Source organism: Ruegeria sp. YTSB088, from assembly GCF_059609825.1.
Genome location: NZ_JBXWMM010000007.1, coordinates 126,856 through 152,542 on the forward strand (window position 1 = coordinate 126,856; position 25,687 = coordinate 152,542).

Genomic DNA, 25,687 nt, shown 5'->3' on the forward strand with positions numbered 1-25,687 from the left:
ACCCAGATCTACCACATCGTTTTTGCGGCGCGTGCAGACCATTCCTCGTCATATTGCGCGCCGCCTTCCGCACCACCTGATGCCTCGGACAGAAGCTGACCTATCGTGGGAAGATTGCCGCTTTCATCACCGCTGGACCAGATACGCGCCCGGATCAGAGCACGGGCACATTGGCTGTAAATCTCAGCGATTTTAACGACGATAACAGTCGCCGGGCGTTTGCCGCCCTTTTCAAATTGATGTCGCAGCCCCTCATCGACCGTTACAAACGCCAACCCATTCACCCGAACGACGTTGTTGGACCCCGGAACAAAGAACATGAGCGAAACACGTGGGTCGCGTACGATATTGCGCAGACTGTCCAGACGGTTGTTGCCGCGCCAGTCCGGTAGCGCCAGCGTATTCTCATCCAACTCTTTCACCACCGGGCCATCATCACCCCGAGGGCTGCCATCCACACCTTCAGGACCAACGGTGCTGAGCACACAGAGGCGTGATGCGAGAATCCACTTGCGATAGAGAGGCGTCAGTTGACGAACGACCTTTCGCAAGGACGGCGCGCCGGGCCGACCATACAACGCTTCAAGCGTTTCAATGTCACTAATGTGCTCCATCCGGATCAAACCCCACTTCCCGCATCAACTCGTTAGAACGTGTTTCGATCACCTCTTCCAGCCGGGCAAGGAAGTCGTCCCGACCAACACCCGGCTCGATCGGGTCCAGGAAATCCACGATCGCAAGGCCCGGTATGCGCATGACACCTGTGCGGGGCCAGAAGACGCCGGCATTCGTTGCGACCGGAACGCAGGGAAAACCGAGCCCTTCGTAAAGAACCGCGGTTCCAACCTTGTAGGGCTTCTTTGCACCGGGCGCCACGCGTGTTCCTTGCGGGTAAATCACAAGCTGACCGGGTTCCGAGAACTCCTTCGATACATCCTTGACCATCTTGGCCACGGCGGCACCGCGCTTGCCACGATTGACCGGAATGCAGCCGAGACGTCGTGCATACATGCCAATGACGGGCGTAAACAAGAGCTCACGCTTCATAATGAACTTGCCGTGCGGAATGGCATCGAAAATCATGATGATATCAAGAAATGACTGGTGTTTTGCCGCTATGACCACCTCATTCGTTGGGGCTGTACCTCGCACTTCACACCGGATGCCAACCATCCAGCGGGCCAGCCACATCGTACTGCGCGCGTAGGTCTTGCACGCCTTCAGGGCGCCAGCCTTGGAAAACAGCGCGTAGGGCAGGAAAACAATGCCAAGGATCAGCATCCAGGCGTAGATCACGATCATGAAGATCAACGACCGGACCCATTGAACAGCCATCAACATCAGGAAAGCTCCTTCAATTTGCGTCGGGCCGCAGCCCAGGTGGCAAAAAACGCGACCATGGCACCAAGGATCGGGATAAGTACCGGCAACACCCAGTCTTTGCCCTGAAAGCCCATGCCGGTCAGAAAACCGCCTGTGTCCGAGGCTTCGGGCAACAACAGAACACATGTCATCCCCAGCAATGTACCGACCGAAGCCCCGAAAAACGCGCGATATGTGAACCGCCTTACGAATGCCCCCGCTATGAACCCGTCGCGTGCGCCGACCAGACGCAGCACTTCGATGATCTGGGCATTGGCGGCAAGCGAGGCATTGGCGGCAAGGGTAATCATGGCCGCGGTCGCACCGCCGATCAGCAGGATCGAAATCCACCCCAGACGACGCAGGGACATCGCCGCATCAACCAGAGGTTCCCGCCATCGCGAATGATCATCCAGTACGGCGCCCGGCACCTCTGCCCCCAACCGCAAACGCAACCCGGCCACATCAATGCCCGGTTCGGTTTCAATGATCTCGATAAGTTGCGGCACGGGCAGCGTATCCAGCGGCAGATCCGGCCCGAACCACGGGGCAAGCAACGCCGCCAGCTCTTCCTGCGTCAAAGCACGGGCCGAGGCCACGCCGGGCGTTTGGCTAAGAACCGTCAACGCAGCCTCGGTCTGGGCTGCGCGCTGTTCCGCGGACGCGTTGATGCGCAGGGTTGCGGCTCCGGCCAGCTCCGAAGCCCAACGATCTGCAATGCGCCCCGACGCCAGAGACAGGGCCAAAGCGAATACTGCAAGAAACGCCATCGCACCCGCGACAAACAGGGTCAGGTGCGCCGTGTATCCCGTTGGGGGAACAACCCGGTCTGCCCGCTTGTCGCCACGCAACAGATTTCGCAGGTCAGGGCTGATCATAGATCCGCCCCCGCCAGTTGCAGCTTGCGCTGCGAAATACGCAAGACACGCGCCTGCACCTGGCTTTTGGCCGCGCGGATCAGGCTCAGGTCATGGGTTGCGATCAGGACGGTTTTGCCCATCCGATTCAACTCAATCAGAAGACGCAGCAGCCGTTGCGACATCTCCCAGTCAACGTTGCCTGTGGGCTCATCCGCCAAAACCACATCAGGCGAAAGGATAACGGCGCGCGCCAGAGCAGCCCTTTGGCGTTCGCCTCCGGACAGTTCGGGTGGACGGGCTTCAAGCCTGGCTCCAAGACCCACCCAGCTGAGCAGTTCGCTCAGGTTGTCCTGCTCGGATGATCCCGCGCGCCCGGACACCATCAGTGGCAACGCGACGTTTTCGGCGAGCGTCATGTGGTCAAGGAACTGACAATCCTGATGCACGACACCCACGCGGCGGCGCAGTACCGCCAGCTGGTCGCGATCAAGGGCTGAAATATCCTGATCAAACACGCTCAACCGCCCCGAAGTTGGTAGCAAGGCGCCATAACACAGCTTGAGCAGCGTGGTCTTACCCGTCCCGGAAGGCCCGGTCAGAAAGTGAAACGAACCCGGCTGCAATTGCACCGAGACATCGCTCAGCAACTCACCGCCACCGTAGGTGTAGCTGACATTTTCCAGCTCGATCACACGTGCCCCCATTATTTTGCCGCTCTTCTTGCCCGAGCATGGTCTTGGTTTCAATGGCTCTACCGAGTCCAATTGGTGACACTTGACCCGTGAAACCGAAAACGCTCTTTGCTGTTGGGTCTTAACGGAATATCATTCCTGAAAAAACTATTATCGGCCCTTCACCCGGCTGAGGAGGCAGCATGCGTCTTACATGTCCGAATTGCAGTGCGCAGTACGAGGTTCCTGACGAGGTCATCCCCGAGGAAGGCCGCGACGTGCAGTGTTCCAACTGCGATCAGACCTGGTTTCAAGCGAAGCACCCCACGGAGCCCGCAAGCACACCAGACGACAAAGCAGAAGGGCCTGAACCGGATGACGCATCGTCCGACGTGGTCGAAGCTCAGCAGGATGCAGAACCGGAACCTGTTGAAGAGGTGGTATCCGAAGATGAGCCCGAAGTTGACGAACCCGTTGCGTCCACCGGAAATGTCGATCCTTCCGTTGCCAGCATTCTGAAAGAAGAAGCTGCTCGCGAAGCGGAACTTCGGTCGCAAGAAGGCAGTAGCCTTGAGAGCCAGCCCGATCTGGGACTGGATACGCCGCCAGAGCCCAAGGTGCGACCCAAACGGCCTTCGGCTTCGGAAACCGCAATTGATGCCGGGCAGAAAGACGCGTTACCGGATGTCGAGGCAATCAATTCCTCTATGCGATCAGATGAGCCGGAAGAGGCCGCGCAAACACCGCGCAAATCGGGAGGGTTCTTACGCGGTTTTGCGCTGATGCTGATCATCGGCGTGATTCTGTATCTGATCTATGGAAATGCCCAACAGATCAGCGAGGTGATCCCCCAGACCGAACCGTTGCTCAGTTCATATGTGTCACTTGTGGATCAGGCGCGAATCTGGCTTGAAGCACAGGTTGGGTCGGGCACTCAGAACTAAGGTCTAGAAACGCTCCAACAAACGTTTCAGGTATTCCAGTTCGATCTGGGGGCGGTCCGATTCCCCGGTTCTGCGTCGGATTTCATCCAGCAGTTCCCGCGCCCGGCGGTACACGTCTTCGCCTTGCAGCAGATTCTCATCCGTTGAAATCGAACCGGCGGCACCCGGGTTTCGGCCCAGTGGATCGCGGTTATTGGCTTGCATATCGCCATCCTGCGTTCCCTGACCCGGTTGGTTTTGCTGGTTCTGCGCCATCGCCTCGCCCAGCGACCGCATGCCTTCACGCAACGCTTCCATGGCTTCGGATTGCTGATCGATGGCTTCCGCCAGATCGTCACCGCGCAGGGCTTGTTCCGCCTCGTCCATCGCACGCCCAGCCCGGTCCAGCGCCTCACGCGCGGCGTCGCCTTCGGGTGTGCCTGCGCCGGGCAGCCCCTGTTGCTGGCGGCCCAGCTCATCTCTCAGAGCCTGCTGACGATCCGCAAGTGAACCTTGACCCTGCTGGCCTTCGCCTGCCTGATCCGAGCCTTCCCCCTGACCGCCCTGACCTTCGTGGCTTTGCCCCCGGCCCTGCCCTCCGTTGCGCCCCTCATTGCCCTGGCTTTCACCGGATTGGGCGCCGGGGTTGAACTGTTCCTGCAAATCACGGAAGGCCTGATCGCTAAGACCTTGCTGTTCGCGCAGGGTTTCCGCCAATCCTTCCATGGCCTGCTGACCCTCGGACTGCTGGCCCTGACCCTGTCCCTGGGTCACACGCATGTTTTCCATCATCTGCTGGAACTCTTCCAATGCCTGCTGGGCTTCGGCCATCCGGCCCTGTTCCATAAGTTCCTGAATGCGGTCCATCATTCGTTGCAGGTCATCCTGCGTCATTTGCAGGGATTCGCCGTTCTGGCCGGGCTGACGCTCGCCATCTTCGCCATTGGGCTGAGCCAGCCGCTGCAACTGCTGGAGGTAATCCTGCGTCGCTTCGCGCAATTCCTGCATCAGTTCCGCGATTTCTTCGTCGCTGGCCCCGTTCTGCATCGCTTCGGTCAGACGTTCCTGCGCGCGGCGCATTCGTTCCAGCGCATCCGCCAGCGTGCCATCCTCGATCAACACGGCAAGATCCCAGAGAGCCTGAGCGATCTCTGCCTGCTGTTCAGGTTTCAACCCGTATTGATCAAAGGTCTCAAGCCGCCGCAGTACGACCCTCAAGCGCAAATAGGCAGTGTCCGAACGAAACAGGTCCTCTGGCAGATGAGATACAGCCCGCAGTAGTTGCGCGATGCGAGGCGCGTTGGAGCGCGACCAGAGCAGATCACGCCGTTGTTCGACCACCGCAGCAGCCAACGGATCAAAAAACCTTCGGGCCGGCAGGTCGGTCACATATGGTTCGGAGGAAGATTGCTGATCCGCCGCGTCCGTAGCCATCAAAGTGATCCGGACCGGCAAATGCGCCCAGGGGTGTTGCGAGAAGTCCTCGATCAGATCTTCGGCAAAGTCCGCCCGGTCGCCCGTGATCGGCATCGGCAGTTCAATCTCGATCGCTTCCCGTGGTTCGGGCTCTGCTGCCAGACCATAACGGCGATCAACGGCAGCCAGATCCAGTTCAATCCGGGCTGAACCTGAAACCACACCATAGTCATCTCCTGCGACGAATGGCAGCTTCATCTGCCCGCCCGCCTCGGCCTCAGCCGATCCGGCCACGGCTATCTGTGGTGCCGTGTCGTCAATGATATCAACGGCCCATTCCCGCCCCGAAGGCCCGTCGATGCGCAATTGACCAGAGCGTTCGGCCACGAATTCCTGCTCTGGGTCGGTCGCAGCTTCGACGCCCAGGGCCGAGCTGTTTTCGGTCAGGCTATGTGCGCCAACCTCACCGTAAAGCCGTAAGGTAATGCGGCTGCCTTTGGGCACGGAAAGCTCCGCGTCCGTTTGATCCGCGAGGTACAGCGTCGGAAGGCCCGTGTAACGGGGTGGTTCAACCCATCCTTCCCAAGTCGGTCCTTGCCCGGCGGCTGCAGTACCCGGTGCCATATCCACCACCGACCCCACGCGCCACAAAGAGCCGAAAACCAGCGCTACGACAAAAGCCAGCAATGCCGCGTAGCGCAGCGCATACGGATCTCGCGATGCCAACCGAAGGTCTGGTTTGACAGGCTCGGCCGTCGCGACCCGTTGCGCCATCCGGGCTTTATGCGCTTGCCATAGCGCCACGGAATCCCGATCGGCCGCACCGATGGCCTGATCATCCATCAAGGCCTGAATCGGCCGGCCTGGAAGGGTCTCATCCAGACGTATCAGAGCGTCCACACGAGAGGGTAGATTGAACTTTCGCAGGCCTAGAGCAACCGCCACCAAAAGCGACAAAAACGCCAGCGCACCGGCACCCCAGACGATTTCCACCGAAACGTGATCTTGCGGCCCCAGCATCAACGCCGCAAGCAGAACCAGTACAATCGAGAACACCGGCCAGAATGCGCGCAGCACCTGTTCGGCCACCATGCCGACATGGGTCAGCCACAGGGACAGGCGCGGAATGGGCAGGTTGGAACGGTCGGACAAGACGGGCCTCCGGGGTTTGGCCCGCGCGGTTATCGCGTCAAAGCCACGTAGGTATGGTATCGCGGTTTATGATTTCGTCAAAGCTTGGGCGTTCACGAATGACTGCAAATTGATCGCCATTGACCAGAACCTCGGGGATCAGCGGGCGGGTATTGTACTCGCTGGCCATCACCGCGCCATAGGCACCCGCGCTGCGGAAGGCGATTAGGTCTCTCGATTTCAGCGGCGGCATGTTGCGCTGCTTGGCAAAAGTGTCACCGGATTCGCAAACCGGGCCGACGATGTCATAGGCTTGCTGTTCCACGCCTGCCGCCGGCTCCTGTACCGCGACAATATCGTGATGCGCTTCGTACATTGCCGGACGGATCAGGTCATTCATGGCGGCGTCGACAATCAGGAAGTCACGGCCTTCGCCCGACTTCACATAGACCACCTTGCTGACCATCAGCCCTGCATTGCCTGCGATCAGGCGACCCGGCTCTATCTCGATCTCACAGCCCAGATGGCCCAGTGTCTTCTTGATCAAAGCGCCATATTCCACCGGCAGCGGCGGCGCGTCATTCGAGCGGGTATAAGGAATCCCCAATCCACCGCCCAGATCAAGACGGCGGATGTTGTGGCCTTCAGCCCGCAACTGCTCGGTCAGTTCGGCCACTTTCGTGTAGGCTAGCTCGAACGGCTCCAGTTCGGTCAGTTGCGAGCCTATGTGGACGTCGATGCCGATCACCTCCAGCCCGGGCAGGCTGGCCGCATGCGCATAGACTTCCGAGGCGCGGGAAATCGGTATTCCAAACTTGTTCTCGGACTTGCCGGTCGCAATCTTGGCATGGGTCTTGGCATCCACATCAGGATTCACCCGGACAGTGATCGGAGCAACCACACCCAATTCCAGTGCAATGGCGTTGATCACTTCCATCTCGGGCTCGGATTCGACGTTGAACTGACGAATGCCGCCGGTCAGCGCCGTACGTATCTCTTCCGCCGTTTTACCTACACCCGAGAACACGATTTTTTCTCCCGGAACTCCCGCCGCCTTGGCCCGCAGGTACTCACCGCCCGAGACCACGTCCATCCCCGCGCCTGCCTGCGCCAGGGTCTTCAGGATCGCCTGATTGCTGGCCGCTTTCATCGCGTAGCAGACAAGGTGGTCCGTGCCGTCAAGCGCATCGTCAAACAGCTGGAAATGCCGCAGCAAGGTTGCGGTGGAATAGACATAGAACGGCGTTCCGACCGCAGCAGCGATTTCGGAGACAGGGACATCCTCGGCGAAAAGCGCGCCGTCGCGGTAGAGAAAATGATCCATACCTGCGCGCTTAGACCAGAAGATGGCTTCGAATCAATGGATTCCGAACCCATCGACCAGGTTTAATTTCGGGTTGAAACTCCAACCCGGCCATAGCCCGAGATCGAAACTCCGGTGCCCGATTGCTTCGGTTCGGCCGCAGGTTCCGGGCGTCTTGCCGATGTAGGTTCGCAAGCCGTCAAAACCGCAAATACCAGAAACAGTCCTAGTGTTCTCATTTCAGTATCTTTTCTTTGGATGACACGCGCATCGACATGCCACCTCGCGTTGGTAGATCAAAAACCGATGCGCAATATGAAAGTGGCTCAGAATCCCAGGTAAATACCCAGCGGTCCACGGCTCAGACCCACACCGCCGCCAACATACGCTCCGCTTGAGCCAACCCCAACTGTCGCACTGACAGTTGGCTGTGCGGGCGCGGGCTGAACGGGCTCGCCATCGGCTCCGCATCCGGCCAGTATCAGGCCGAAAACTATAAACAAGCTCGCACGCAGCGCGGTCATCACACGATTGCCTTCCATCGTTCAACCTGAGCACGGACCTGATCCGGGGCCGTGCCACCATAGGACTGGCGTGAGTTTACAGAATTATCGACACCAAGGACAGAGTAGACGTCCTTTGTGATCTCGGCATGGACCGACTGCATGTCATCCAGCGACAGATCCGGCAGGTCACAGCCCTTGTTCTCGGCCATTGCCACCAGAGATCCAGTCACATGATGCGCATCACGGAACGGCAGGCCCAGTACGCGCACCAACCAGTCGGCCAGATCGGTCGCCGTCGAGAAACCCGAACCCGCCGCAGCGGCTAGGCTGGCGCGGTTGGCGGTCATGTCCTTGATCATGCCTTCCATCGCGGCCAGCGCCAGCATCCAGTTGTCGGCGGCGTCAAAGACCTGTTCCTTGTCTTCCTGCATGTCCTTTGAATAGGCCAGCGGCAGGCCCTTCATCACCATCATCAGCGCCGTGTTGGCCCCAAAAATCCGTCCCACCTTGGCGCGAATCAGTTCGGCCGCGTCGGGGTTCTTTTTCTGCGGCATGATCGATGATCCGGTCGAGAAGCGATCTGACAACGTGACAAAGCGGAATTGCGCCGAGGACCAGATCACCAGCTCTTCGGCAAAGCGCGACAGGTGAATGGCGCAGATCGAGGCCACCGACAGGAACTCCAGCGCGAAATCCCGGTCGCTAACGGCGTCCAGCGAGTTGGCAGCGGGGCGGTCAAAGCCCAGCGCCTCAGCTGTCATATGACGGTCGATCGGAAACGACGTGCCAGCCAGCGCAGCTGCGCCCAGCGGGGATTCGTTCATCCGGGCGCGGGCGTCACGAACGCGGGACAAATCACGGCCAAACATCTCGACATAGGCCATCATGTGATGGCCCCATGTCACCGGCTGCGCCGTTTGCAGGTGGGTAAAACCCGGCATGACCCAATCGGCCCCGGCCTCGGCCTGCGCCAAAAGCGCGCGGATCAGGGCCAACAGGCCGGATTCAGCCGCGTCCAGCTGATCGCGGACCCACAGCTTGAAATCGGTTGCGACCTGATCGTTGCGCGACCGGCCTGTGTGCAAACGGCCTGCGGGCTCACTGATGATCTCTTTCAGGCGCGCCTCGACATTCATGTGGATGTCTTCCAGCGCAGTCGAAAACTGAAACTCTCCGTTCTGGATTTCTGACAAAACGGTGAGCAGCCCTTCCCGAATGGCTTCAGCGTCACTATCACTTATGACGCCTGTGGCAGCCAACATGGCCGCATGGGCGCGCGAGCCTGCGATGTCCTGGGCTGCCATCCGCTGATCGAACCCGATCGAGGCGTTGATTGCCTCCATGATCGCGTCTGGACCGGCGGCAAAGCGGCCGCCCCACATCTGGTTCGAGGATTGATCGGTCATGTAAGAAAACCCGGAGTTGATATGCGCCTATTTCGTCTGATCCCCCTTTATATGGCCCTTGCGCTGGGTGCAAACGCCGCTTTGGCGACCGATGCCGAGACGCTCGCCCCTCTGCGGGAAGACAGCCTGAAACGCCTGATCCTGCATAAAGAGCCCAAACCGGCCAAACTGATTGAGTTTCAGCTGGAAGATGACAGCGGTGTCGGAACACTTGCTGATTACGAGGGCAAGTATGTGTTGCTGAATTTCTGGGCCACCTGGTGTGCGCCCTGCCGCAAGGAAATGCCTCAGATTGCCGAGCTTCAGGAAGAATTCGGCGGCGACAAGTTTCAGGTTCTGACGTTGGCCACGGGTCGCAATTCACCTGCCGGTATCAAAAAGTTCTTTGAAGAAAACGGCATCGCCAACCTGCCCCGTCATCAAGACCCCAGTTCGGCAGCTGCGCGTGAGTTTGGCGTGATCGCGTTGCCGATCACAGTCATCCTGAACCCCGAAGGGCAGGAAATCGCCCGGCTGATCGGCGACGCGGAATGGAACTCGGACAGTGCGAAGGCGATTATCTCGACGCTCGTTGGCGCTGAAAGTTAACGCATTTAGAAAAATTCGCGGAGTTGTGGTATCCTCCCACGTATTAAGAGTGGGAGGTTTTTTTATGAAACATACGATTCTATTCCTTGCTGTTGCAGGCACATTGGCAATCGCTGGCGCCGCACATGCCGACTACAAACGGGTCAAGACCGCAAAGCAGTTCAATTCAGATATTGTTGGAAAAAAGCTGACCGACGAACAAGGCAATGTTTTTGTCGCGAATGCCGATGGCACGATTTCAGCCAAACTCAAAAGCGGGAAAAAGTTCAGTGGAACCTGGGTCTGGAACAAAAAATTCTGGTGCCGAAACGGGGTATTGGACGGCAAGGCACTGGGCACGGATTGTCAGCTTTGGGAAACTGACGGGGACACTGCCCGAATGACCCGTGAAAAAGGCAAGGGCAAAACAACCATTTATTCGATCAACAACTAAAGGCATCACCCCCAATCAATCTCATGGTATACTGTTCCTGCCCTGCCGGGCAGGGCAGGCATATTGTTTGGAATGGAGGCAATGATGAAACCCGTCGTACTGCTGATCGGACGGTTGCCAAATGTGATCGGAGATGTGGCGCGGCAACTGGATCACCTGCCGATAGAGTGGCTGGGTGCACATGACACCGACGAGGTTCGAAAACAGCTGGATGCCGAGCCCCGGATTGCCTGCGCCATGTTGGGCGCGGGACTTGACGACACGATCCGCGGTGAAATGGTGGGCATAATTGCCGCCCGCCGCCCGGATATCTGCATCCACCTGAAGGACCGGGCATCCGGCCCCGAGGGGCTGGTACCTTTCGTCGAACGTGTGGTGCAACACGAGATACTGGAACGGCTGGAAAACAGCTGACGTCACGCCACCTTTGACAGAGTTTCAGCTCCTTTGCACTCTACGCTCAGGAGGATGGAATGCCACTTGAAATTCTATTGGCGCTGGTCGTCGGCGGCATAGCTGGCGTCACCCTGTTATTGCATCTCACCGGCAGGTCGCAGCAGGTGATGCTGACGCCCGACACGGCACGCTCACAATGGGCACGTCACTTTCCGGACGATGATGTGGTCGACGTCACGGTTTCCCATGATGGCCACGCCGCGGTGGTGCGCACCAGTACGGGCAATGGGTTGCTTTGGTCCTTCGGGGCCGACACCGTTGCCCGGCATCTGCTGGATTATGACCTTCTGGATCATCCGGAAGGTTATGAGATTCTGTTTCACGAATTCTCGGCACCCAAAACACTCATCCGACTGGACGAATTCGAACGCCATCACTGGCGTTACCTGATGGAGCCCGCATGACAAACCAGATTAGTTTTCCCGATGCGGTACAATGGGCCGTTCCTTTTTTCATCGCAGCGATTCTGGCCGAGTTTCTGTGGATCGCAGTCAAAGGCAAAGGCGGGCGTTATGAAACACGCGATGCGGTGACCTCATTGATAATGGGCGCTGGAAACATCGCGTCGGGCTTTTTGCTGGGCTTTATCGCCTATGCGTTTTTCATGTGGCTGTGGCAGATCACTCCGATGAACCTGGGTACATCAATTCCCGTTATCATCCTGTGCTTTGTCCTGGATGATCTGCGTTATTACTGGGTCCACCGCTTTGGCCATCGCATCCGCTGGGTCTGGGCCAGCCACGTAAACCATCACAGCTCACAGCACTATAACCTAACGACCGCACTGCGGCAGACATGGACCTATACATTCACCTTCATGATGGTCGTACGCGCTCCACTGATCCTGCTTGGGTTCCATCCGGCGATGGTTTTGTTCGTCGGTGGCCTCAATCTGATCTATCAGTTCTGGATTCACACCGAAGCCATCGGCAAGATGCCCCGCTGGTTCGAGGCAGTAATGAACACGCCCAGCCATCACCGCGCCCATCATGGCCGCAACGCGCGCTATCTGGATTGCAACTATGCCGGGGTGTTCATCATCTGGGACAAGATGTTTGGCACTTTTGTGCCAGAACAGGAAAACGACCGGGTAGATTACGGGTTGGTTCACAATATCGGCACGTTCAACCCGCTGCGCGTTGCGTTTCACGAATGGGTCGGCATCTGGAACGATGCCACGCAGCCCGGGCTGACCCTGCGCCAGCGGTTGGCCTATTGCTTCGCCCCACCGGGGTACAGCCACGATGGCAGCCGGGATAATTCGGAACAGATCAAGGCCAAGCATCTGACGCGCCATCCAGAAGATCGCGGAACGCCCGGTTTTGAGAATCTGGACCGAAAGTTGCCCAGCGGACAAGCAGAAAAGGCCTGAACCTGCTGACTAAAGCCTGCTTGTACCTTGAAATCTGGTCTTTGTGCGCCATATCGGTCGATAGGCGTAGTGTAAGAGTGAGCGAGGGTCGGCATGAACCGTTTGGCAACCATTTCAACCTTTGTTGGGTTGTTCGGCTTGATGATTGCCATGCTCGCAGCCCTTGGCGGCGCTGTTGCAACCCTGATTGCGCTTGGTTTTGCAATGATGGCCCTTGGCGCAATGGGCGCGATACTTGGTGCAGCAGCTTCACTGGCGCGTGCGTGGCAATCCGCCCGCTGAGACCGTGCCGCAGATTTTTTTCTGAACCCTTAACTCCAGATTCATCTCTTTGCCCCGAGATTGTGACCGGACACCTGTCCCGGTCACATGGGAATCCGCGCGTATGGGAAACAAAAGACTGGCACATCTGCCTGAGGGGTCGGACAGCCCGTTGAACGCGGCAGTTTCGACACGGGATCGCTCGGTCGTGCAGATGGCAACCGATGCAGTGAAGCATAAGCAGTGCAAGCTGGCCTTTCAGCCCGTGATCCAAGCGCACGCCCCACGTGGCGTCGCGTTTTACGAAGGATTCATTCGGGTTCTGGACGAAACCGGTCGCGTCATCCCGGCGCGCGAGTTCATGCCTCAGGTTGAAAACACGCCTATCGGCCGCGAACTCGACTGCGTGGCGCTGGAACTCGGGCTGCGTACTTTGGCAAAGAACCCGGATATTCGTCTGTCGATCAACATGTCTGCTCGCTCAATCGGTTATTCCAACTGGTCCAGAATACTGGACAGGTTTTTGAAACGAGATGCCGGCTTGGGCGAACGGTTGATTCTCGAGATTTCCGAAAGCTCGGCCATGCAGGTACCTGAGCTGGTTGTCGATTTCATGGACCGATTGCAGGATCGCGGCATCGCTTTTGCGCTGGATGACTTTGGTGCCAGCAACTTCAGCTTCCGCCATTTTCGCGAATTTCTGTTCGACGCGGCGAAAATCGATGGCCAGTTTGTGCGGGGTATCAGCAACAATCCTGACAACCAGACATTGGTGCGGGCCCTGATCGCGGTGGCCCGTGAATTTGAAATTCTGGTCACAGCCGAATCGGTTGAAACGCAGGAGGATGCCGCGTTTTTGGTCGCAAGTGGTGTGGATTGCCTACAAGGGTTCTTGTTTGGCGCACCCAGTGTCGCGGAACCCTGGAAGCAGGAAAACAAATCAAAAACAGGCAGTTGAACGCCTTTTGACCGACATTTTAATGTCTTTTCAGACACTGAGACAAGCTGCCCGTTGCTGCATGTGCAGCATTGCGCTATTGCAAGAGTACTTGAGCGGGGGATCACGGGGCGCTCTTGTTTCGAGAGGACACCTCTTGACCTGCGCCGTCAGAAATTCCGCTGGCCCATGACGGTAAAGGACTGATCATATGACCAACGTAGTAATCGCATCCGCCGCACGAACAGGTGTCGGCAGCTTCAGTGGTTCGTTTGCGAACACCCCTGCCCATGATCTGGGCGCTGCCGTCCTGGAAGCAGTTGTCGAGCGCGCCGGAGTAGAAAAAGGCGAAGTCAGCGAAACCATTATGGGTCAGGTTCTGACTGCCGCCCAAGGCCAGAACCCCGCGCGTCAGGCGCATATCAATGCCGGCCTGCCACAGGAAAGCGCCGCATGGGGTATCAATCAGGTTTGCGGCTCGGGCCTGCGCGCCGTTGCATTGGGCGCTCAACATATCCAGTTGGGCGACGCGGAAATCGTCGCTGCAGGTGGCCAGGAAAACATGTCTCTGTCACCCCACGCTGCCGCCCTGCGCGCCGGTCACAAGATGGGCGACATGAAATACATCGACACGATGATCCGCGATGGTCTGTGGGATGCTTTCAACGGCTATCACATGGGTCAGACTGCCGAGAACGTTGCTGAAAAATGGCAGATCAGCCGCGAGACGCAGGATGAATTCGCCGTCGCCTCGCAGAACAAGGCAGAAGCTGCTCAGAAAGCCGGAAAATTCGCAGACGAAATCGTGCCCTTCACCATCAAGACCCGTAAGGGCGACATCGTGATGGACAAGGACGAATACATTCGCCACGGCGCAACAATGGAGGCCATGACTAAGCTTCGCCCGGCCTTTACCAAGGACGGCTCTGTCACCGCGGCCAATGCATCCGGCCTGAATGACGGCGCTGCGGCCACGTTGCTGATGTCAGCCGAAAACGCCGAAAAGCGTGGAATCGAACCTCTGGCACGCATTGCATCCTACGCGACCGCCGGTCTGGACCCATCGATCATGGGTGTCGGCCCGATCTACGCGTCGCGCAAAGCGCTGGAAAAAGCAGGCTGGTCGGTTGACGATCTGGATCTGGTAGAAGCCAACGAAGCCTTTGCCGCACAGGCTTGCGCCGTGAACAAGGATATGGGCTGGGATCCGTCGATCGTGAACGTAAACGGTGGCGCGATTGCCATCGGTCACCCGATCGGCGCTTCGGGCTGCCGTGTTTTGAACACTTTGCTGTTCGAAATGAAGCGTCGCGATGCAAAAAAGGGTCTGGCGACCTTGTGCATCGGCGGCGGCATGGGCGTTGCCCTGTGTGTGGAGCGCGACTAAGCGCTTTGACAATCAAATAGAAATAGGCGCCCAGTTGGGCGCCTTTTTTGTTACATTGAGGTTCTACCTCTTGGATGCGACGATATTGCCGCCCGGAATCTGAAATTCATGACGAAACAATATTGCGCACGATCATCTCTCAGAGTAACAGCATTACCAAGACGACTAAAATTGAAGGAGTCATAAATGGCACGAACAGCACTCGTAACCGGCGGTTCCCGCGGCATTGGCGCAGCAATTTCCAAGGCGCTCAAAGCCGAAGGGTATAACGTTGCGGCCACCTATGCAGGGAATGACGAAGCCGCCGCAAAATTCACCGAAGAAACCGGTATAAAGACCTACAAGTGGAATGTCGCCGATTACGACGAATCCAAAGCAGGCATCGAACAGGTCGAAGCCGAGGTTGGCCCCATCGATATCGTTGTCGCCAACGCAGGCATCACCCGCGATGCTCCGTTCCACAAAATGACCCCCGACCAGTGGAAGGATGTGATCGACACCAACCTGACCGGTGTTTTCAACACCGTACACCCCGTCTGGCCCGGCATGCGCGAGCGCAAGTTCGGTCGTGTCATCGTCATCAGCTCGATCAACGGTCAGAAAGGCCAATTCGCTCAGGTGAACTATGCTGCGACCAAGGCGGGCGATCTGGGCATCGTGAAGTCTCTGGCGCAGGAAGGCGCGCGAGCGGGCATCACTGCCAACGCAATCTGCCCCGGCTATATCGCAACTGAAATGGTCATGGCTGTGCCTGAGAAAGTGCGCGAGTCCATCATCGGCCAGATCCCGGCCGGACGTCTGGGTGAGCCAGAGGAAATTGCGCGTTGTGTGGTTTTCCTGGCCTCGGATGATTCGCAGTTCATCAACGGCTCGACGATTTCGGCCAACGGTGCGCAATTCTTCGTCTGATCCAGACTTGGAAAGAAAAAGCGGGCCGGTCCTTTTGGGCCGGCCCTTTGTAATCCCGTAAGATCGCGCGCGCTGCGATCAGCGGGAACCGAATACCCATCCCCAAAACTGCCAGACCACCAGGCTGCGCTCTTGATGGGCGCGCAGGATCGCCATTTGGGCGGCGGGATTTGTCGTCATCTCGATCATGGCAGCCTCCTTTTCAAATCAGTTTTATTTGACCTGATGTGAATATGAAGGTTACGAAAGAAAGAGACAAACGAGCTTTCTTGGATCATCAGTTAAGATTTACTTCACTATGAGCGACTATCTTCCACCGCTGACCGCGCTGCGCGCTTTTGACGCCGCAGCCCGGCACATGTCTTTCGCGAAGGCGGCGGAAGAGCTGCATGTGACGCCAGCCGCCCTGTCCTTTCAGATCAAATCGCTAGAAGAACACCTTGGACGGCCGCTGTTTCGCCGCCTGAACCGCGCCGTAGAACTGACCGAGGCGGGCCGTGCCCTCGCGCCCGGTGCGGCAGAAGGGTTTGCCACATTGCAATCCGCGTGGCGCGCAGTGCGCAGACAGGAAGATGGCACAAGCCTGACCGTCACTGCAGGTCCAGCTTTGACCGCCAAGTGGTTGGCGCCACGGCTCTACGAATTTGCTCGGGCGCATCCCGAGATCGATCTGAAGTTCTCGGCCACACTGCGCAACATGGATCTGGAGCGAGACGACGTGGACGTCGCCATCCGGTTCGGGAATTCGGCCGATAACGGGCTGTATTCCGTTCCCGTCAGAAAGGAATGGCTGACCCCTGTCATGACCCCGGAACTTGCGGAACAATTCACCACGCCGGAAAGCCTTCAAGAGGCGCCGTTGATCCATGACGATTCGATCAGTTTTCTGACTCCGCCCTGCGATTGGCCCGCCTGGTTCCGTGCCGTGGGAATGGACTTTACTCCGACCCATGGCGCACATTTTTCTAATGCTGATCACGCGATTGACGCGGCTGTTGCCGGGGTTGGCGTCGCACTGGGGCGGCGCGCCATGATTCTCAAGGACTTGACCGAAGGCCGCTTGGTTGCGCCTTTCAAAGTGGCCCTGGAAACCCTAGGCCGGTTCCGGTTTCTTTGCCTGCCGGGGGCTGAAAACAAACCTCAGATCGCAGCGTTTCGCGATTGGTTCCTGGCCGAGATTGAAAAAACCGCGCATATATCGGATGATTTCAAAATCGTTCCGATTGAAGAGGTTTCCTCCCCATGACCAAAATGCGTGCAACGGCCATAGGTTTCGTGGCCGTCTTGCTGTGGGCCTTACTGGCGTTGTTCACTGTTGGGTCGGCACCCACGCCGCCGCTGCTGCTGAACACGATCTGTTTTTCGATCGGCGGGGCGCTTGGACTGATCTGGGCGGCGGCAACAGGTGGTCTGAGCGGTTTGAAACAGGTCCCCTGGACAACTTACCTTTTTGGCGCATTGGGCTTATTCGGCTATCACGCGCTGTATTTTTCAGCTCTGCGCATGGCACCGGCTGCCGAAGCTGGGCTGATCGCTTATCTCTGGCCTCTGCTCATTGTGCTTTTGTCGGGACTTTTGCCAGGTGAACATCTGCGTATCGGTCACCTGATCGGCGCCTGTCTTGGGTTTTCCGGGGCCGCTGTGATCATCGCCGGAGGCGGTGGTGCAGGCTTTCAGGCCCAATACCTGCCGGGGTATGCGTTGGCCTTGCTCTGCGCACTGACATGGTCGGGCTACTCGGTTCTATCGCGCAAATTGGAGGGCACGCCGACAAGTTCCGTGGCGGTATTCTGTCTTGCGGCTGCGCTCGCCTCGGGGCTGCTGCACCTGGCGGTGGAAGACACTGCAATGCCCGATACGGCACTGGGCTGGGCGTCGGTGCTGGCACTCGGCCTTGGACCAGTCGGGTTGGCGTTTTACGTCTGGGATATTGGTGTCAAGCAAGGCGACATACAAATCCTCGGAACCTCATCATATGCGGCCCCGGTATTGTCGACCCTAGCTTTGGTGGCGGCCGGGATCGCCGCCCCATCCTGGGGGCTTGCGATCGCGGCTTTCCTGATTACCGGCGGGGCCTTGATAGCGGCCCGCGCAAGCCTGAAAACTTAAGCAGACAGGCGCTCGATCTCTTCTTTCAGCTTGAGCTTCTGTTTTTTCAGCTGAGCTATGTGGAGATCATCGATGCCTGGCGAGCGTTGGGCTTGTTCCACTTCTAGACCGAGAGATTCGTGCTTTTTCTTCAGTTCCGTCAGATGTGCGCTCACGCTCATTGGGATCCTCCTTGTTTACGTGTCTGTATGTCACGTAAGAATTTGACCACATCGTTTCCACACTGTCACGCTGCAGACGCACAGAATCTGTAATAAATCCGACAAATTCGGCTGGTCATTGCCGATGGCATCAGATCCGAGGCAAAGGGGCGGCCTGCCGAAGCACGGCAGAGACCGCCTCGGTATAGCTTTCACCGTCTTTTTCGTGGCGCTCACCTGCGTGCAGAATAAAAGGCGCATGGAGGCGAAATGCCGCGCGTCCCCCTTTGCGGGCGCTCAGGATGACCAACTCGGCCTGGCGGCCCGCCCGCGCGCTGAGCGGCAGCACCTCGATTGAACCCAGCTTCCCCTGACAGGCCGTCAGCATATCGGGAAGACGATCAGCTTTTTGGATCATGTGCAGAAACCCCCGAGGGGCAAGGCGTTTGGCCGCCACGGCGATCCAGTCGATCAGCGGAGTCTCTTCGCCCAGGGCAATGCTCCGCCCCGTGTCACAGGCGGGGCTATGCGCCCCTGCACGGTAATAGGGCGGGTTCGCAATAACGTGATCAAAGTGGCGCTGTCGAACGTCATCAGGCAAAGCGTTCAGGTCTGCCTCAATCACGTCCATATCAAAGCCGTTGATTTCCGAATTTCGGCGCGCCAGATCTGCATAGGCAGGCTGCAATTCGACCCCAACCATTTGCAGCCCCGGTACCCGCGCGGACAGGCACAGAATGGCAGCCCCTGCGCCGCATCCCAGCTCCAGCACGGACTGTCCGGCCTTGGCAGGGACGGATGCAGCCAGCAAAACAGGGTCTACCCCGGCGCGGTAACCTGACGCAGGTTGCAGCAATCGCACCCGACCACCCAGGAAATCGTTGCACGTCAATTCACTGTCTTTGAAGCGCGTCATCGGCCCAGCGGGATCTCGTTATCGCGCATCACGCGCTCGGCTCGGGTAAGGTCTTCGGTCCGAACCATTAGACGTCGGGGAAAGATTCCGATACCGCCTTCGAGGATGCTCATATTTACGTCCATCTGAAAGCAGTCTATATCCTCGCCCTCAAGGAGAGCGGATGCAAAGGCTAGGATCGTCGGATCGGTACTGCGCAATAGTTCTTTCATGGGGATGGATGTAAGGGCAAGGCGAGGCGGAAGTCGAGCCTTGTATCAGGAGTGTGATGACCGTCGACATGATCTCGAAACCGCATGAGCGCCTGGCCGAAATTCTGGCGGGCGAGATGGAGGCCGTGAACGGGCTGATCCGTACGCGGATGGCGTCGGACCATGCGCCACGTATCCCGGAAGTGACGCAGCACCTGGTCGAAGCCGGTGGAAAACGCCTGCGCCCGATGCTGACATTGGCCGCAGCACGCCTGTTTGGCTATTCCGGCGACCACCACCTGCGCCTTGCGGCGACGGTCGAGTTCATCCACACCGCCACCCTGCTGCATGACGACGTAGTGGATGAGAGCGCGCAGCGACGCGGCCGCCCGACCGCCAATCTGCTGTGGGACAACAAGTCCAGTGTTCTGGTTGGCGATTACCTGTTTTCACGCAGTTTCCAGCTTATGGTCGAAACGGGTTCGCTTCGGGTTCTGGACATCCTTGCCAATGCCTCTGCAACAATTGCCGAAGGCGAAGTGCTGCAAATGACAGCCGCAACCGATCTGCGTACGGATGAAAACGTTTATCTACAGGTTGTGCGTGGTAAGACGGCGGCATTGTTCTCGGCCGCAACCGAGGTGGGCGGTGTGATCGCAGGCGCCTCGGAAGAGCAGATCCAAGCGCTTTTCGACTATGGCGATTCATTGGGCATCGCGTTCCAGATTGCCGATGATCTGCTGGATTATCAGGGCAACAGCAAAACGACCGGAAAAAACGTTGGCGATGACTTCCGTGAACGGAAACTGACCCTGCCTGTCATCAAAGCCGTGGCGCAAGCCACGCCGGAAGAACGCGCCTTTTGGGAGCGTACGATTGAAAAGGGCCGGCAGCAGGACGGTGATCTGGATCACGCCCTGGGTCTGATGAACAAATACGCCACGCTCGAAGAAACCCGGCAAGATGCTTTAGGTTGGGCAAATAAAGCCAAAACCGCTTTGGCTGTATTGCCTGACCACGAAGTTCGCAATCTGCTGCGCCAACTGGCCGACTACGTGGTTTCGCGCCTCAGTTAAGCTGCGTGGCACGGCACCACCAATCGGGATGGGCTGCGCCGATATCATACGCCGCGAAATGCGCATCTTTCATCGTCGGATAAAGCGCAAAGCAAGTTGATCCTGACCCTGACATGCGCGCCACCAGAGCGCGATTGGTCATGTTCAGCTCGTCCAGCACCTGTTCAATCTCACGCGCAACACCCATGGCAGGCACTTGCAGATCATTGCGCTGTTCGCCCAGCCACTGGGCGCAATCGTCAGCGCTTGCAAAGTCCGGGATAACCTCAGGCATCGGCGGATTTTCTCTGGACGATAGCGCGTCGAAAACGGCACCTGTCGGCACCTGTACATTCGGGTTGACCAAAAGGGCGGGCAGGTGCGGAAGGTTCACCGCCGCCAACCGATCGCCAATGCCCTGCATTCTTATCGCCCGGCCCTTCAGGCAGACGGGTACATCTGCCCCCAGTGTCAACGGCAGCTCCGGCGGGATGTCGCAACCCTGCCCTGCCAAAGCCCCAAGTGTTGCGGCAGCATCCGAAGAGCCCCCCCCGATGCCCGCCCCATGCGGCAGAGATTTGCTCAGGTCGATATGCCCGGTCCAACCAACGCCCTCAGCCGCTTTCCAGACCAGGTTTCGGCGGTCCGCGGGTACTCCATCGACAAACTCGCCACGCACGTCCAAAGACAGCTCTGGACCGGGTCTGAATGTCAGCTGATCACCCAGATCAGCGAAAACCACCAGCGAATCCAACAGGTGATAACCGTCCTCACGACGGCCTGTGACATGTAGGGTCAGGTTGATCTTGGCGGGCGCAAACGCCTTAATTTCCATTGGCGACTTTCAATGGCTCCGAACCTTCTTCGGCCAAGACGGCATCCAGCCCGACTTCGATCTTGCGCCGGATGCGATCGGGATCAGCTTCGCCATCAGCATCTTCCGGGTCGATAAAGGACAAGGCGCGGCTCCACTGGAACTCGGCCTCACGTGCGCGCCCGACAGCCCAATAGACGTCACCCAGATGATCATTGACCACCGGATCGACCGGCATCAGCTCAACCGCACGCTCCATGTGTTCGACGGCCTCGTCGTAACGCCCCAGACGGAACAGAACCCAACCCAGACTGTCCACGATGTAGCCGCTGTCCGGACGAGCAGCTACAGCGCGTTCGATCATGTCCAGCGCTTCGTCCAGCTTTTCTTTGCGCTCAACCAGCGAATAACCCAGATAGTTCAGAACTTGGGGCTGATCCGGGTTCAGCTCCAGCGCCCGGCGGAAATCAGCTTCGGCCTGATCCCAGCGCTTCAGCCTTTCATGGCTGATTCCACGCGCGTAATGCAGGAACCAGTTCCCACCCGCTGCACTATCCGTCAGGGCAATCGCAGTGTCGTAAGAAGCCACCGCGGCCGCATAGTTTTCCTGTCGCCGCTGCAGGTCTGCCAAAGCGACGTGCACACCCGGCAAGTCGGGGTTTTGCGCAGCCAGGTTTTGCAACACTTCGACGGCGGCATCGGTTTTTCCAGAACGGTCCAAAACTTCGGCCCGGCCCAATTCGGCCGCGTGGTGATCGTTGCTGTCCGCTGGGACCAGACGGTACGCCTCAACCGCCAAATCATATTGCTGCAAGTTTTCCAGCAGATCTGCACTCAGCAAAATGGCGTCCACATGATCGGGCCGCAGGAAACTGGCCAAGCGTGTGTACAGCAGAACATAGTCGGCTGAAGCTTCGCTGTTCAACGCGGCACCGACGGTAAAGTATATTTCGGCCATGCCGTCCTGAGCGGATCGGACATGAGTGAACGGCAAGGTTTCTCCTGCTTCCAATTGGCTCAAATAGGTCTCGATGGTCGGGTCACTGCCTGCCACAAACACCTCGTCCAGAAACTGAATGGCGTCCTCGTTGCGATCAAGCTGCGACAAAATCTCGGTGCGGGCCAACGCAGCCCGACGCGAGAACCGGGCAACCGTTCCATCATTGTCCGCAAGTATCGCCTCTGCGCCTTCGAAATCACCGATAGACGCCAATGCCATCGCCTTGTGATAAAGCGCGAATTCCCTGAGGCCATCCTGAGTGGCGACAGAATCGAACTGATCCATCGCCTTCGTCATCTCACCTTGTCCCAGATAAGCCCAGGCGATCATCAGGCCATCAACAAGAGGACCGACACCCTGTGTTTCAGGGTCACGGGCCAGTAGTTCGTCAAATTTTCCCTGGGCAATCAAATTGACCGATATCACCATCCGCGCAGCCTGGCTGGGCAAGTTGGCTTTCTCGATCTGCTGGGCGACAGGCAGCGCGCGGGCCACTTCCCCCAAAGCGATGCGGGCAACTACAACACTTTCCAGCAGCAGCGCATTTTGGGGATCAAACCTGAGGGCCTGAGCGTAGTACCGTTCAGCGGCAGAATAGTCGCTTTCGTAAATCGCCTGTCGCCCGGCCAGATATGATCCGGCACTCGATTCCGAATAGGCCGGGACTGCGACCGACGACATGAGAAGCACGGACAAAGCCGCGCGACGAACCAGGGAAACCACCGAAATCCTGCCTTGCTATCGTTGACTGAAGGTTAAGCTAGGGCTTCGGCAGGCAAGAGGCAATGGCAGAGCCTTCATGACGCTGCCATTGCCCGTTTTTTGCTTACATGTTCGGATAGTTTGGTCCGTCACCGCCCTGCGGTGTGGTCCAGGTGATGTTCTGACTGGGATCCTTGATGTCGCAGGTTTTGCAGTGAACACAGTTCTGGAAATTGATCACGAATCGCGGACCGTCTTCGTCTTCGACCATCTCATATACACCTGCCGGGCAATAACGCTGCGCCGGTTCGTCGAACTTGGGCAGGTTGACCTTTACCGGGATATCAGGATCGGTCAGACGCAAATGGCAAGGCTGGCTTTCCTCGTGGTTGGTCGCTGCGAACGACACATTCGTCAAGCGATCGAAAGACAGCGTTCCATCCGGCTTCGGATAATCGATTGGCTGGTGCTTACTGGCTTCTTCGGTCGATAATGCATCGTTTTTGCCGTGACCCAGCGTACCGAACAGTGAAAAGCCAAATGTGTTGGTCCACATGTCCAGACCACCCAACATCAGGCTGGCGGTCAGGCCCCACTTCGACCACATCGGCTTGACATTGCGAACCTTTTTCAGGTCGGAACCAATCGCACCATTACGAACTTCAGTCTCGTAAGCCGTCAGTTCATCGCCCGAACGCTCGGCCTTGATGGCGTCAAACGCCGCTTCAGCCGCCGCTTTGCCCGACAACATCGCGTTGTGGTTGCCCTTAATGCGCGGCACGTTGACCATGCCTGCCGAACAGCCCAACAGAGCCACGCCCGGCGCAACCAGCTTGGGCATAGACTGATAACCACCCTCGGTGATCGCACGAGCACCGTAAGCGACGCGCTTGCCGCCTTTCAGCAGATCAGCAACCATCGGGTGGTGCTTGAACCGCTGGAATTCCATGTAGGGATACAGGTGCGGGTTCTTGTAGTTCAGGTGAACAACGAAGCCGACATAAACTTGATTGTTTTCAAGATGGTAAATGAACGAACCGCCGCCTGCGTTGCTGCCCAACGGCCAGCCCATTGTGTGCGTGACGCTGCCTTCCTTGTGCTTGGCCGGGTCGATCTCCCAGATCTCTTTCATGCCGACACCGTATTTCTGCGGCTCTTTGCCGGCAGACAGATCGTATTTGGCAATCACTTCCTTGGAAAGAGAACCCCGGACGCCTTCCGACAGGAACACATATTTGCCGTGCAGCTCCATCCCCGGTTCGGTGTTGGGGCCATAGGAACCGTCTGGTTCCAGACCGAAGACACCGGCAACCACGCCTTTGACCTCGCCATTTTCGCCATAGACCATTTCCGAGCACGCCATGCCCGGGAAGATCTCGACACCCAGTTCCTCGGCCTGTTCGGCCATCCAGCGGCAGACATTGCCCATCGACACGATGTAGTTGCCGTGGTTGTGCATCAGGGGCGGCATCGGGAAGTTCGGGATACGGACCTGACCCGCCTCTCCCAGCATGTAGAACTTGTCGTCCTTGACCGGTACATTCAGCGGCGCGCCTTTTTCCTTCCAGTCCGGGATCAGAGCATCCAGACCACACGGGTCGAGAACCGCGCCCGACAGGATATGCGCGCCAACCTCCGAACCTTTTTCCAGAACCACAACGTTCAGGTCGGCATCCAGCTGTTTCAAACGGATGGCCGCAGACAGGCCCGCAGGACCTGCACCCACGATCACCACGTCATATTCCATCGCTTCGCGTTCAATCTCGGCCATCGCGGGCTCCCTAGCTAACTTTCCGAATTGGCGCTGTCACCGCATGATCTGCGCAATTTTGTTTCACGGCTGATTACATGGTCTCAAAGACATTGGTCAATCGAAACACGGCGTAACAAGGGGGCTATTCGACACATCAACCTTCCGGTGTGTCCCCCATCAGGTATCTGGGACCGCTACCATTCGATTTTGCGCGGTCATCGGGGTTATAGAGCGCACATTTCGGCAAGCTCAGACACCCACACCCGATGCAGTCATCGAGGTTGTCGCGCAACCGCGTCAGGGTATCGATTCGCTGATCCAGATGGGCCCGAAGCTGTACACTAATGGCCTTCCAGTCCTGCGGCGTCGGTGTGCGATTTCCCGGCAGGCCCGACAACACCTCACGGATTTCAGGCAGGGTCAGGCCGAACTGCTGCGCAATCATGACAAAACTCAGCCGCCGAATATCGGCCCGTTGGTAACGTCGCTGCCCGCCCGCGTTGCGCCAGGGCGAAATCAGACCCTGTGCTTCGTAATACCGGATGGCCGACACGGCCAGCCCTGTGCGCCGGGCCAATGCGCCAATCGCCAGCCCCTCTGAAACAGCCATCACACCCTCACAAAAAACACCTTGACCTAAAGTTAGGTTTAGAAATTACGGTGAGTCGGGACAAGCCAAAAAACACAGGAGATCCCATGATGGCGACGCTTGAACACACCAATTTCACTGTCCGCGACCCGCAGGCCTCGGCCGGTTGGATGCAAAAGGTCTTTGGCTGGAAAACCCGTTGGGAAGGCCCTGCAATTGCCGGTGGATACACTGTGCATGTCGGCTCGGCCCATACGTATCTGGCGCTGTATAAACCTGACGACCCGAAACAGTCGGATGAAAGCAGCTACGATGTGGTCGGAGGGCTGAACCATGTTGGCGTGCTGGTCGAAGATATCGATGCGACCGAAGCCAAAGTGCGCGATGTGGGGTTCGAACCCCACAACCACGCCGATTACGAACCTGGACGTCGATTCTATTTCAGAGATGATAACGGCATCGAGTTCGAAGTGGTGCAATATGATTGAGATGATTTG

30 protein-coding genes are annotated in these 25,687 nt (G+C 57.9%); 14 read left to right on the forward strand and 16 right to left on the reverse strand.

Annotated elements, in window-relative coordinates:
- Positions 1 to 8 precede the first annotated feature (8 nt).
- From AC2FFA_RS12960 to AC2FFA_RS12975, 4 genes are read right to left on the reverse strand one after another with little or no spacing between them, the layout of a single operon-like run.
- Positions 9 to 614: a pyridoxamine 5'-phosphate oxidase family protein gene (locus tag AC2FFA_RS12960; RefSeq protein WP_496672345.1), complete on the reverse strand. Its 606-nt coding sequence runs from the start codon at positions 612 to 614 to the stop codon at positions 9 to 11.
- Positions 601 to 1,341, reverse strand: a complete 741-nt coding sequence (locus tag AC2FFA_RS12965) for a lysophospholipid acyltransferase family protein (protein ID WP_496851924.1) — start codon at positions 1,339 to 1,341, stop codon at positions 601 to 603. Before AC2FFA_RS12965 ends, AC2FFA_RS12960 begins: the two co-directional genes overlap by 14 nt.
- Positions 1,341 to 2,240, reverse strand: coding sequence for a cell division protein FtsX (locus AC2FFA_RS12970; RefSeq protein WP_496851925.1), 900 nt, complete (start codon positions 2,238 to 2,240; stop codon positions 1,341 to 1,343). The genes AC2FFA_RS12965 and AC2FFA_RS12970 overlap by 1 nt, the downstream gene beginning before the upstream one ends.
- Complete coding sequence (locus AC2FFA_RS12975; protein ID WP_496852031.1) at positions 2,237 to 2,914, reverse strand: cell division ATP-binding protein FtsE; 678 nt, start codon at positions 2,912 to 2,914, stop codon at positions 2,237 to 2,239. The genes AC2FFA_RS12970 and AC2FFA_RS12975 overlap by 4 nt, the downstream gene beginning before the upstream one ends.
- 182 nt (positions 2,915 to 3,096) lie before the next feature.
- Between AC2FFA_RS12975 and AC2FFA_RS12980 the strand changes: the two genes are divergently transcribed.
- Entirely contained in the window at positions 3,097 to 3,837 is a 741-nt protein-coding gene (locus AC2FFA_RS12980; protein ID WP_496851926.1) for a zinc-ribbon domain-containing protein, read from the forward strand.
- 3 nt (positions 3,838 to 3,840) lie between these two features.
- On the opposite strand, the gene AC2FFA_RS12985 is transcribed toward AC2FFA_RS12980, so the two are convergent.
- The 5 genes from AC2FFA_RS12985 to argH all read right to left on the reverse strand — a co-directional run bounded on the left by AC2FFA_RS12985 (position 3,841) and on the right by argH (position 9,578).
- A complete protein-coding gene (locus AC2FFA_RS12985; RefSeq protein ID WP_496851927.1) occupies positions 3,841 to 6,384 on the reverse strand; it encodes a TIGR02302 family protein in 2,544 nt (847 codons plus the stop codon).
- Positions 6,385 to 6,421: 37 nt separating this feature from the next.
- A complete protein-coding gene (gene lysA, locus AC2FFA_RS12990; protein ID WP_496851928.1) occupies positions 6,422 to 7,687 on the reverse strand; it encodes a diaminopimelate decarboxylase in 1,266 nt (421 codons plus the stop codon).
- A gap of 62 nt (positions 7,688 to 7,749) precedes the next feature.
- Complete coding sequence (locus AC2FFA_RS12995; RefSeq protein WP_162896828.1) at positions 7,750 to 7,905, reverse strand: hypothetical protein; 156 nt, start codon at positions 7,903 to 7,905, stop codon at positions 7,750 to 7,752.
- 87 nt (positions 7,906 to 7,992) lie between these two features.
- Positions 7,993 to 8,208, reverse strand: a complete 216-nt coding sequence (locus AC2FFA_RS13000; RefSeq protein ID WP_371415277.1) for an argininosuccinate lyase — start codon at positions 8,206 to 8,208, stop codon at positions 7,993 to 7,995.
- Positions 8,190 to 9,578 (reverse strand): argininosuccinate lyase, encoded by a 1,389-nt coding sequence (gene argH, locus AC2FFA_RS13005; RefSeq protein WP_496851929.1) that lies wholly within the window; start codon positions 9,576 to 9,578, stop codon positions 8,190 to 8,192. Before argH ends, AC2FFA_RS13000 begins: the two co-directional genes overlap by 19 nt.
- 21 nt (positions 9,579 to 9,599) lie before the next feature.
- Here argH and AC2FFA_RS13010 point away from each other — a divergent pair, with 21 nt between their 5' ends.
- The 11 genes from AC2FFA_RS13010 (at position 9,600) to yddG (ending at position 18,030) form a co-directional block, all read left to right on the forward strand.
- On the forward strand, positions 9,600 to 10,166 hold the full coding sequence (locus tag AC2FFA_RS13010) for a TlpA disulfide reductase family protein (RefSeq protein WP_496717970.1): 567 nt from the start codon (positions 9,600 to 9,602) through the stop codon (positions 10,164 to 10,166).
- A 64-nt stretch (positions 10,167 to 10,230) separates the two neighbouring features.
- Complete coding sequence (locus tag AC2FFA_RS13015; protein WP_299899179.1) at positions 10,231 to 10,599, forward strand: hypothetical protein; 369 nt, start codon at positions 10,231 to 10,233, stop codon at positions 10,597 to 10,599.
- Positions 10,600 to 10,683: 84 nt separating this feature from the next.
- Complete coding sequence (locus AC2FFA_RS13020; RefSeq protein WP_496717967.1) at positions 10,684 to 11,013, forward strand: hypothetical protein; 330 nt, start codon at positions 10,684 to 10,686, stop codon at positions 11,011 to 11,013.
- Between the two features lie 59 nt (positions 11,014 to 11,072).
- On the forward strand, positions 11,073 to 11,459 hold the full coding sequence (locus tag AC2FFA_RS13025) for a hypothetical protein (protein ID WP_117870395.1): 387 nt from the start codon (positions 11,073 to 11,075) through the stop codon (positions 11,457 to 11,459).
- Positions 11,456 to 12,427, forward strand: a complete 972-nt coding sequence (locus AC2FFA_RS13030; RefSeq protein ID WP_299899184.1) for a sterol desaturase family protein — start codon at positions 11,456 to 11,458, stop codon at positions 12,425 to 12,427. Before AC2FFA_RS13025 ends, AC2FFA_RS13030 begins: the two co-directional genes overlap by 4 nt.
- A gap of 93 nt (positions 12,428 to 12,520) precedes the next feature.
- The gene (locus AC2FFA_RS13035) at positions 12,521 to 12,709 is read left to right on the forward strand and encodes a hypothetical protein (protein WP_117870399.1); all 189 of its coding nucleotides are present in this window, start codon (positions 12,521 to 12,523) and stop codon (positions 12,707 to 12,709) included.
- A gap of 103 nt (positions 12,710 to 12,812) precedes the next feature.
- Positions 12,813 to 13,646, forward strand: coding sequence for an EAL domain-containing protein (locus tag AC2FFA_RS13040; protein ID WP_496851930.1), 834 nt, complete (start codon positions 12,813 to 12,815; stop codon positions 13,644 to 13,646).
- A 190-nt stretch (positions 13,647 to 13,836) separates the two neighbouring features.
- Positions 13,837 to 15,012: an acetyl-CoA C-acetyltransferase gene (locus AC2FFA_RS13045; RefSeq protein ID WP_117870403.1), complete on the forward strand. Its 1,176-nt coding sequence runs from the start codon at positions 13,837 to 13,839 to the stop codon at positions 15,010 to 15,012.
- A gap of 186 nt (positions 15,013 to 15,198) precedes the next feature.
- A complete protein-coding gene (phbB, locus tag AC2FFA_RS13050) occupies positions 15,199 to 15,921 on the forward strand; it encodes an acetoacetyl-CoA reductase (RefSeq protein WP_117870405.1) in 723 nt (240 codons plus the stop codon).
- 298 nt (positions 15,922 to 16,219) lie between these two features.
- Complete coding sequence (locus tag AC2FFA_RS13055; RefSeq protein WP_496851931.1) at positions 16,220 to 17,167, forward strand: transcriptional regulator GcvA; 948 nt, start codon at positions 16,220 to 16,222, stop codon at positions 17,165 to 17,167.
- Entirely contained in the window at positions 17,164 to 18,030 is an 867-nt protein-coding gene (gene yddG, locus AC2FFA_RS13060) for an aromatic amino acid exporter YddG (RefSeq protein ID WP_496851932.1), read from the forward strand. The genes AC2FFA_RS13055 and yddG overlap by 4 nt, the downstream gene beginning before the upstream one ends.
- On the opposite strand, the gene AC2FFA_RS13065 is transcribed toward yddG, so the two are convergent.
- The 3 genes from AC2FFA_RS13065 to AC2FFA_RS13075 all read right to left on the reverse strand — a co-directional run bounded on the left by AC2FFA_RS13065 (position 18,027) and on the right by AC2FFA_RS13075 (position 19,298).
- Positions 18,027 to 18,191 (reverse strand): YdcH family protein, encoded by a 165-nt coding sequence (locus tag AC2FFA_RS13065; RefSeq protein ID WP_083445267.1) that lies wholly within the window; start codon positions 18,189 to 18,191, stop codon positions 18,027 to 18,029. The two genes, yddG and AC2FFA_RS13065, sit on opposite strands and share 4 nt — an antisense overlap.
- Before the next feature lie 130 nt (positions 18,192 to 18,321).
- Positions 18,322 to 19,086, reverse strand: a complete 765-nt coding sequence (locus AC2FFA_RS13070; RefSeq protein ID WP_496851933.1) for a tRNA1(Val) (adenine(37)-N6)-methyltransferase — start codon at positions 19,084 to 19,086, stop codon at positions 18,322 to 18,324.
- A complete protein-coding gene (locus tag AC2FFA_RS13075; RefSeq protein WP_117870413.1) occupies positions 19,083 to 19,298 on the reverse strand; it encodes a putative signal transducing protein in 216 nt (71 codons plus the stop codon). The genes AC2FFA_RS13070 and AC2FFA_RS13075 overlap by 4 nt, the downstream gene beginning before the upstream one ends.
- 56 nt (positions 19,299 to 19,354) lie before the next feature.
- Between AC2FFA_RS13075 and AC2FFA_RS13080 the strand changes: the two genes are divergently transcribed.
- Entirely contained in the window at positions 19,355 to 20,353 is a 999-nt protein-coding gene (locus AC2FFA_RS13080) for a polyprenyl synthetase family protein (protein ID WP_496851934.1), read from the forward strand.
- On the opposite strand, the gene AC2FFA_RS13085 is transcribed toward AC2FFA_RS13080, so the two are convergent.
- The 4 genes from AC2FFA_RS13085 to soxR all read right to left on the reverse strand — a co-directional run bounded on the left by AC2FFA_RS13085 (position 20,346) and on the right by soxR (position 25,211).
- Entirely contained in the window at positions 20,346 to 21,167 is an 822-nt protein-coding gene (locus tag AC2FFA_RS13085; protein ID WP_496851935.1) for a 4-(cytidine 5'-diphospho)-2-C-methyl-D-erythritol kinase, read from the reverse strand. The genes AC2FFA_RS13080 and AC2FFA_RS13085 overlap by 8 nt on opposite strands.
- Entirely contained in the window at positions 21,157 to 22,869 is a 1,713-nt protein-coding gene (locus tag AC2FFA_RS13090; RefSeq protein WP_496851936.1) for a tetratricopeptide repeat protein, read from the reverse strand. Before AC2FFA_RS13090 ends, AC2FFA_RS13085 begins: the two co-directional genes overlap by 11 nt.
- A 103-nt stretch (positions 22,870 to 22,972) precedes the next feature.
- On the reverse strand, positions 22,973 to 24,619 hold the full coding sequence (locus AC2FFA_RS13095) for an electron transfer flavoprotein-ubiquinone oxidoreductase (protein WP_496851937.1): 1,647 nt from the start codon (positions 24,617 to 24,619) through the stop codon (positions 22,973 to 22,975).
- A gap of 136 nt (positions 24,620 to 24,755) precedes the next feature.
- Entirely contained in the window at positions 24,756 to 25,211 is a 456-nt protein-coding gene (soxR, locus tag AC2FFA_RS13100) for a redox-sensitive transcriptional activator SoxR (RefSeq protein ID WP_496851938.1), read from the reverse strand.
- An 86-nt stretch (positions 25,212 to 25,297) separates the two neighbouring features.
- On the opposite strand from soxR, the gene AC2FFA_RS13105 reads away from it, so the two are divergent.
- Entirely contained in the window at positions 25,298 to 25,678 is a 381-nt protein-coding gene (locus AC2FFA_RS13105; protein ID WP_117870425.1) for a VOC family protein, read from the forward strand.
- Positions 25,679 to 25,687 lie beyond the last annotated feature (9 nt).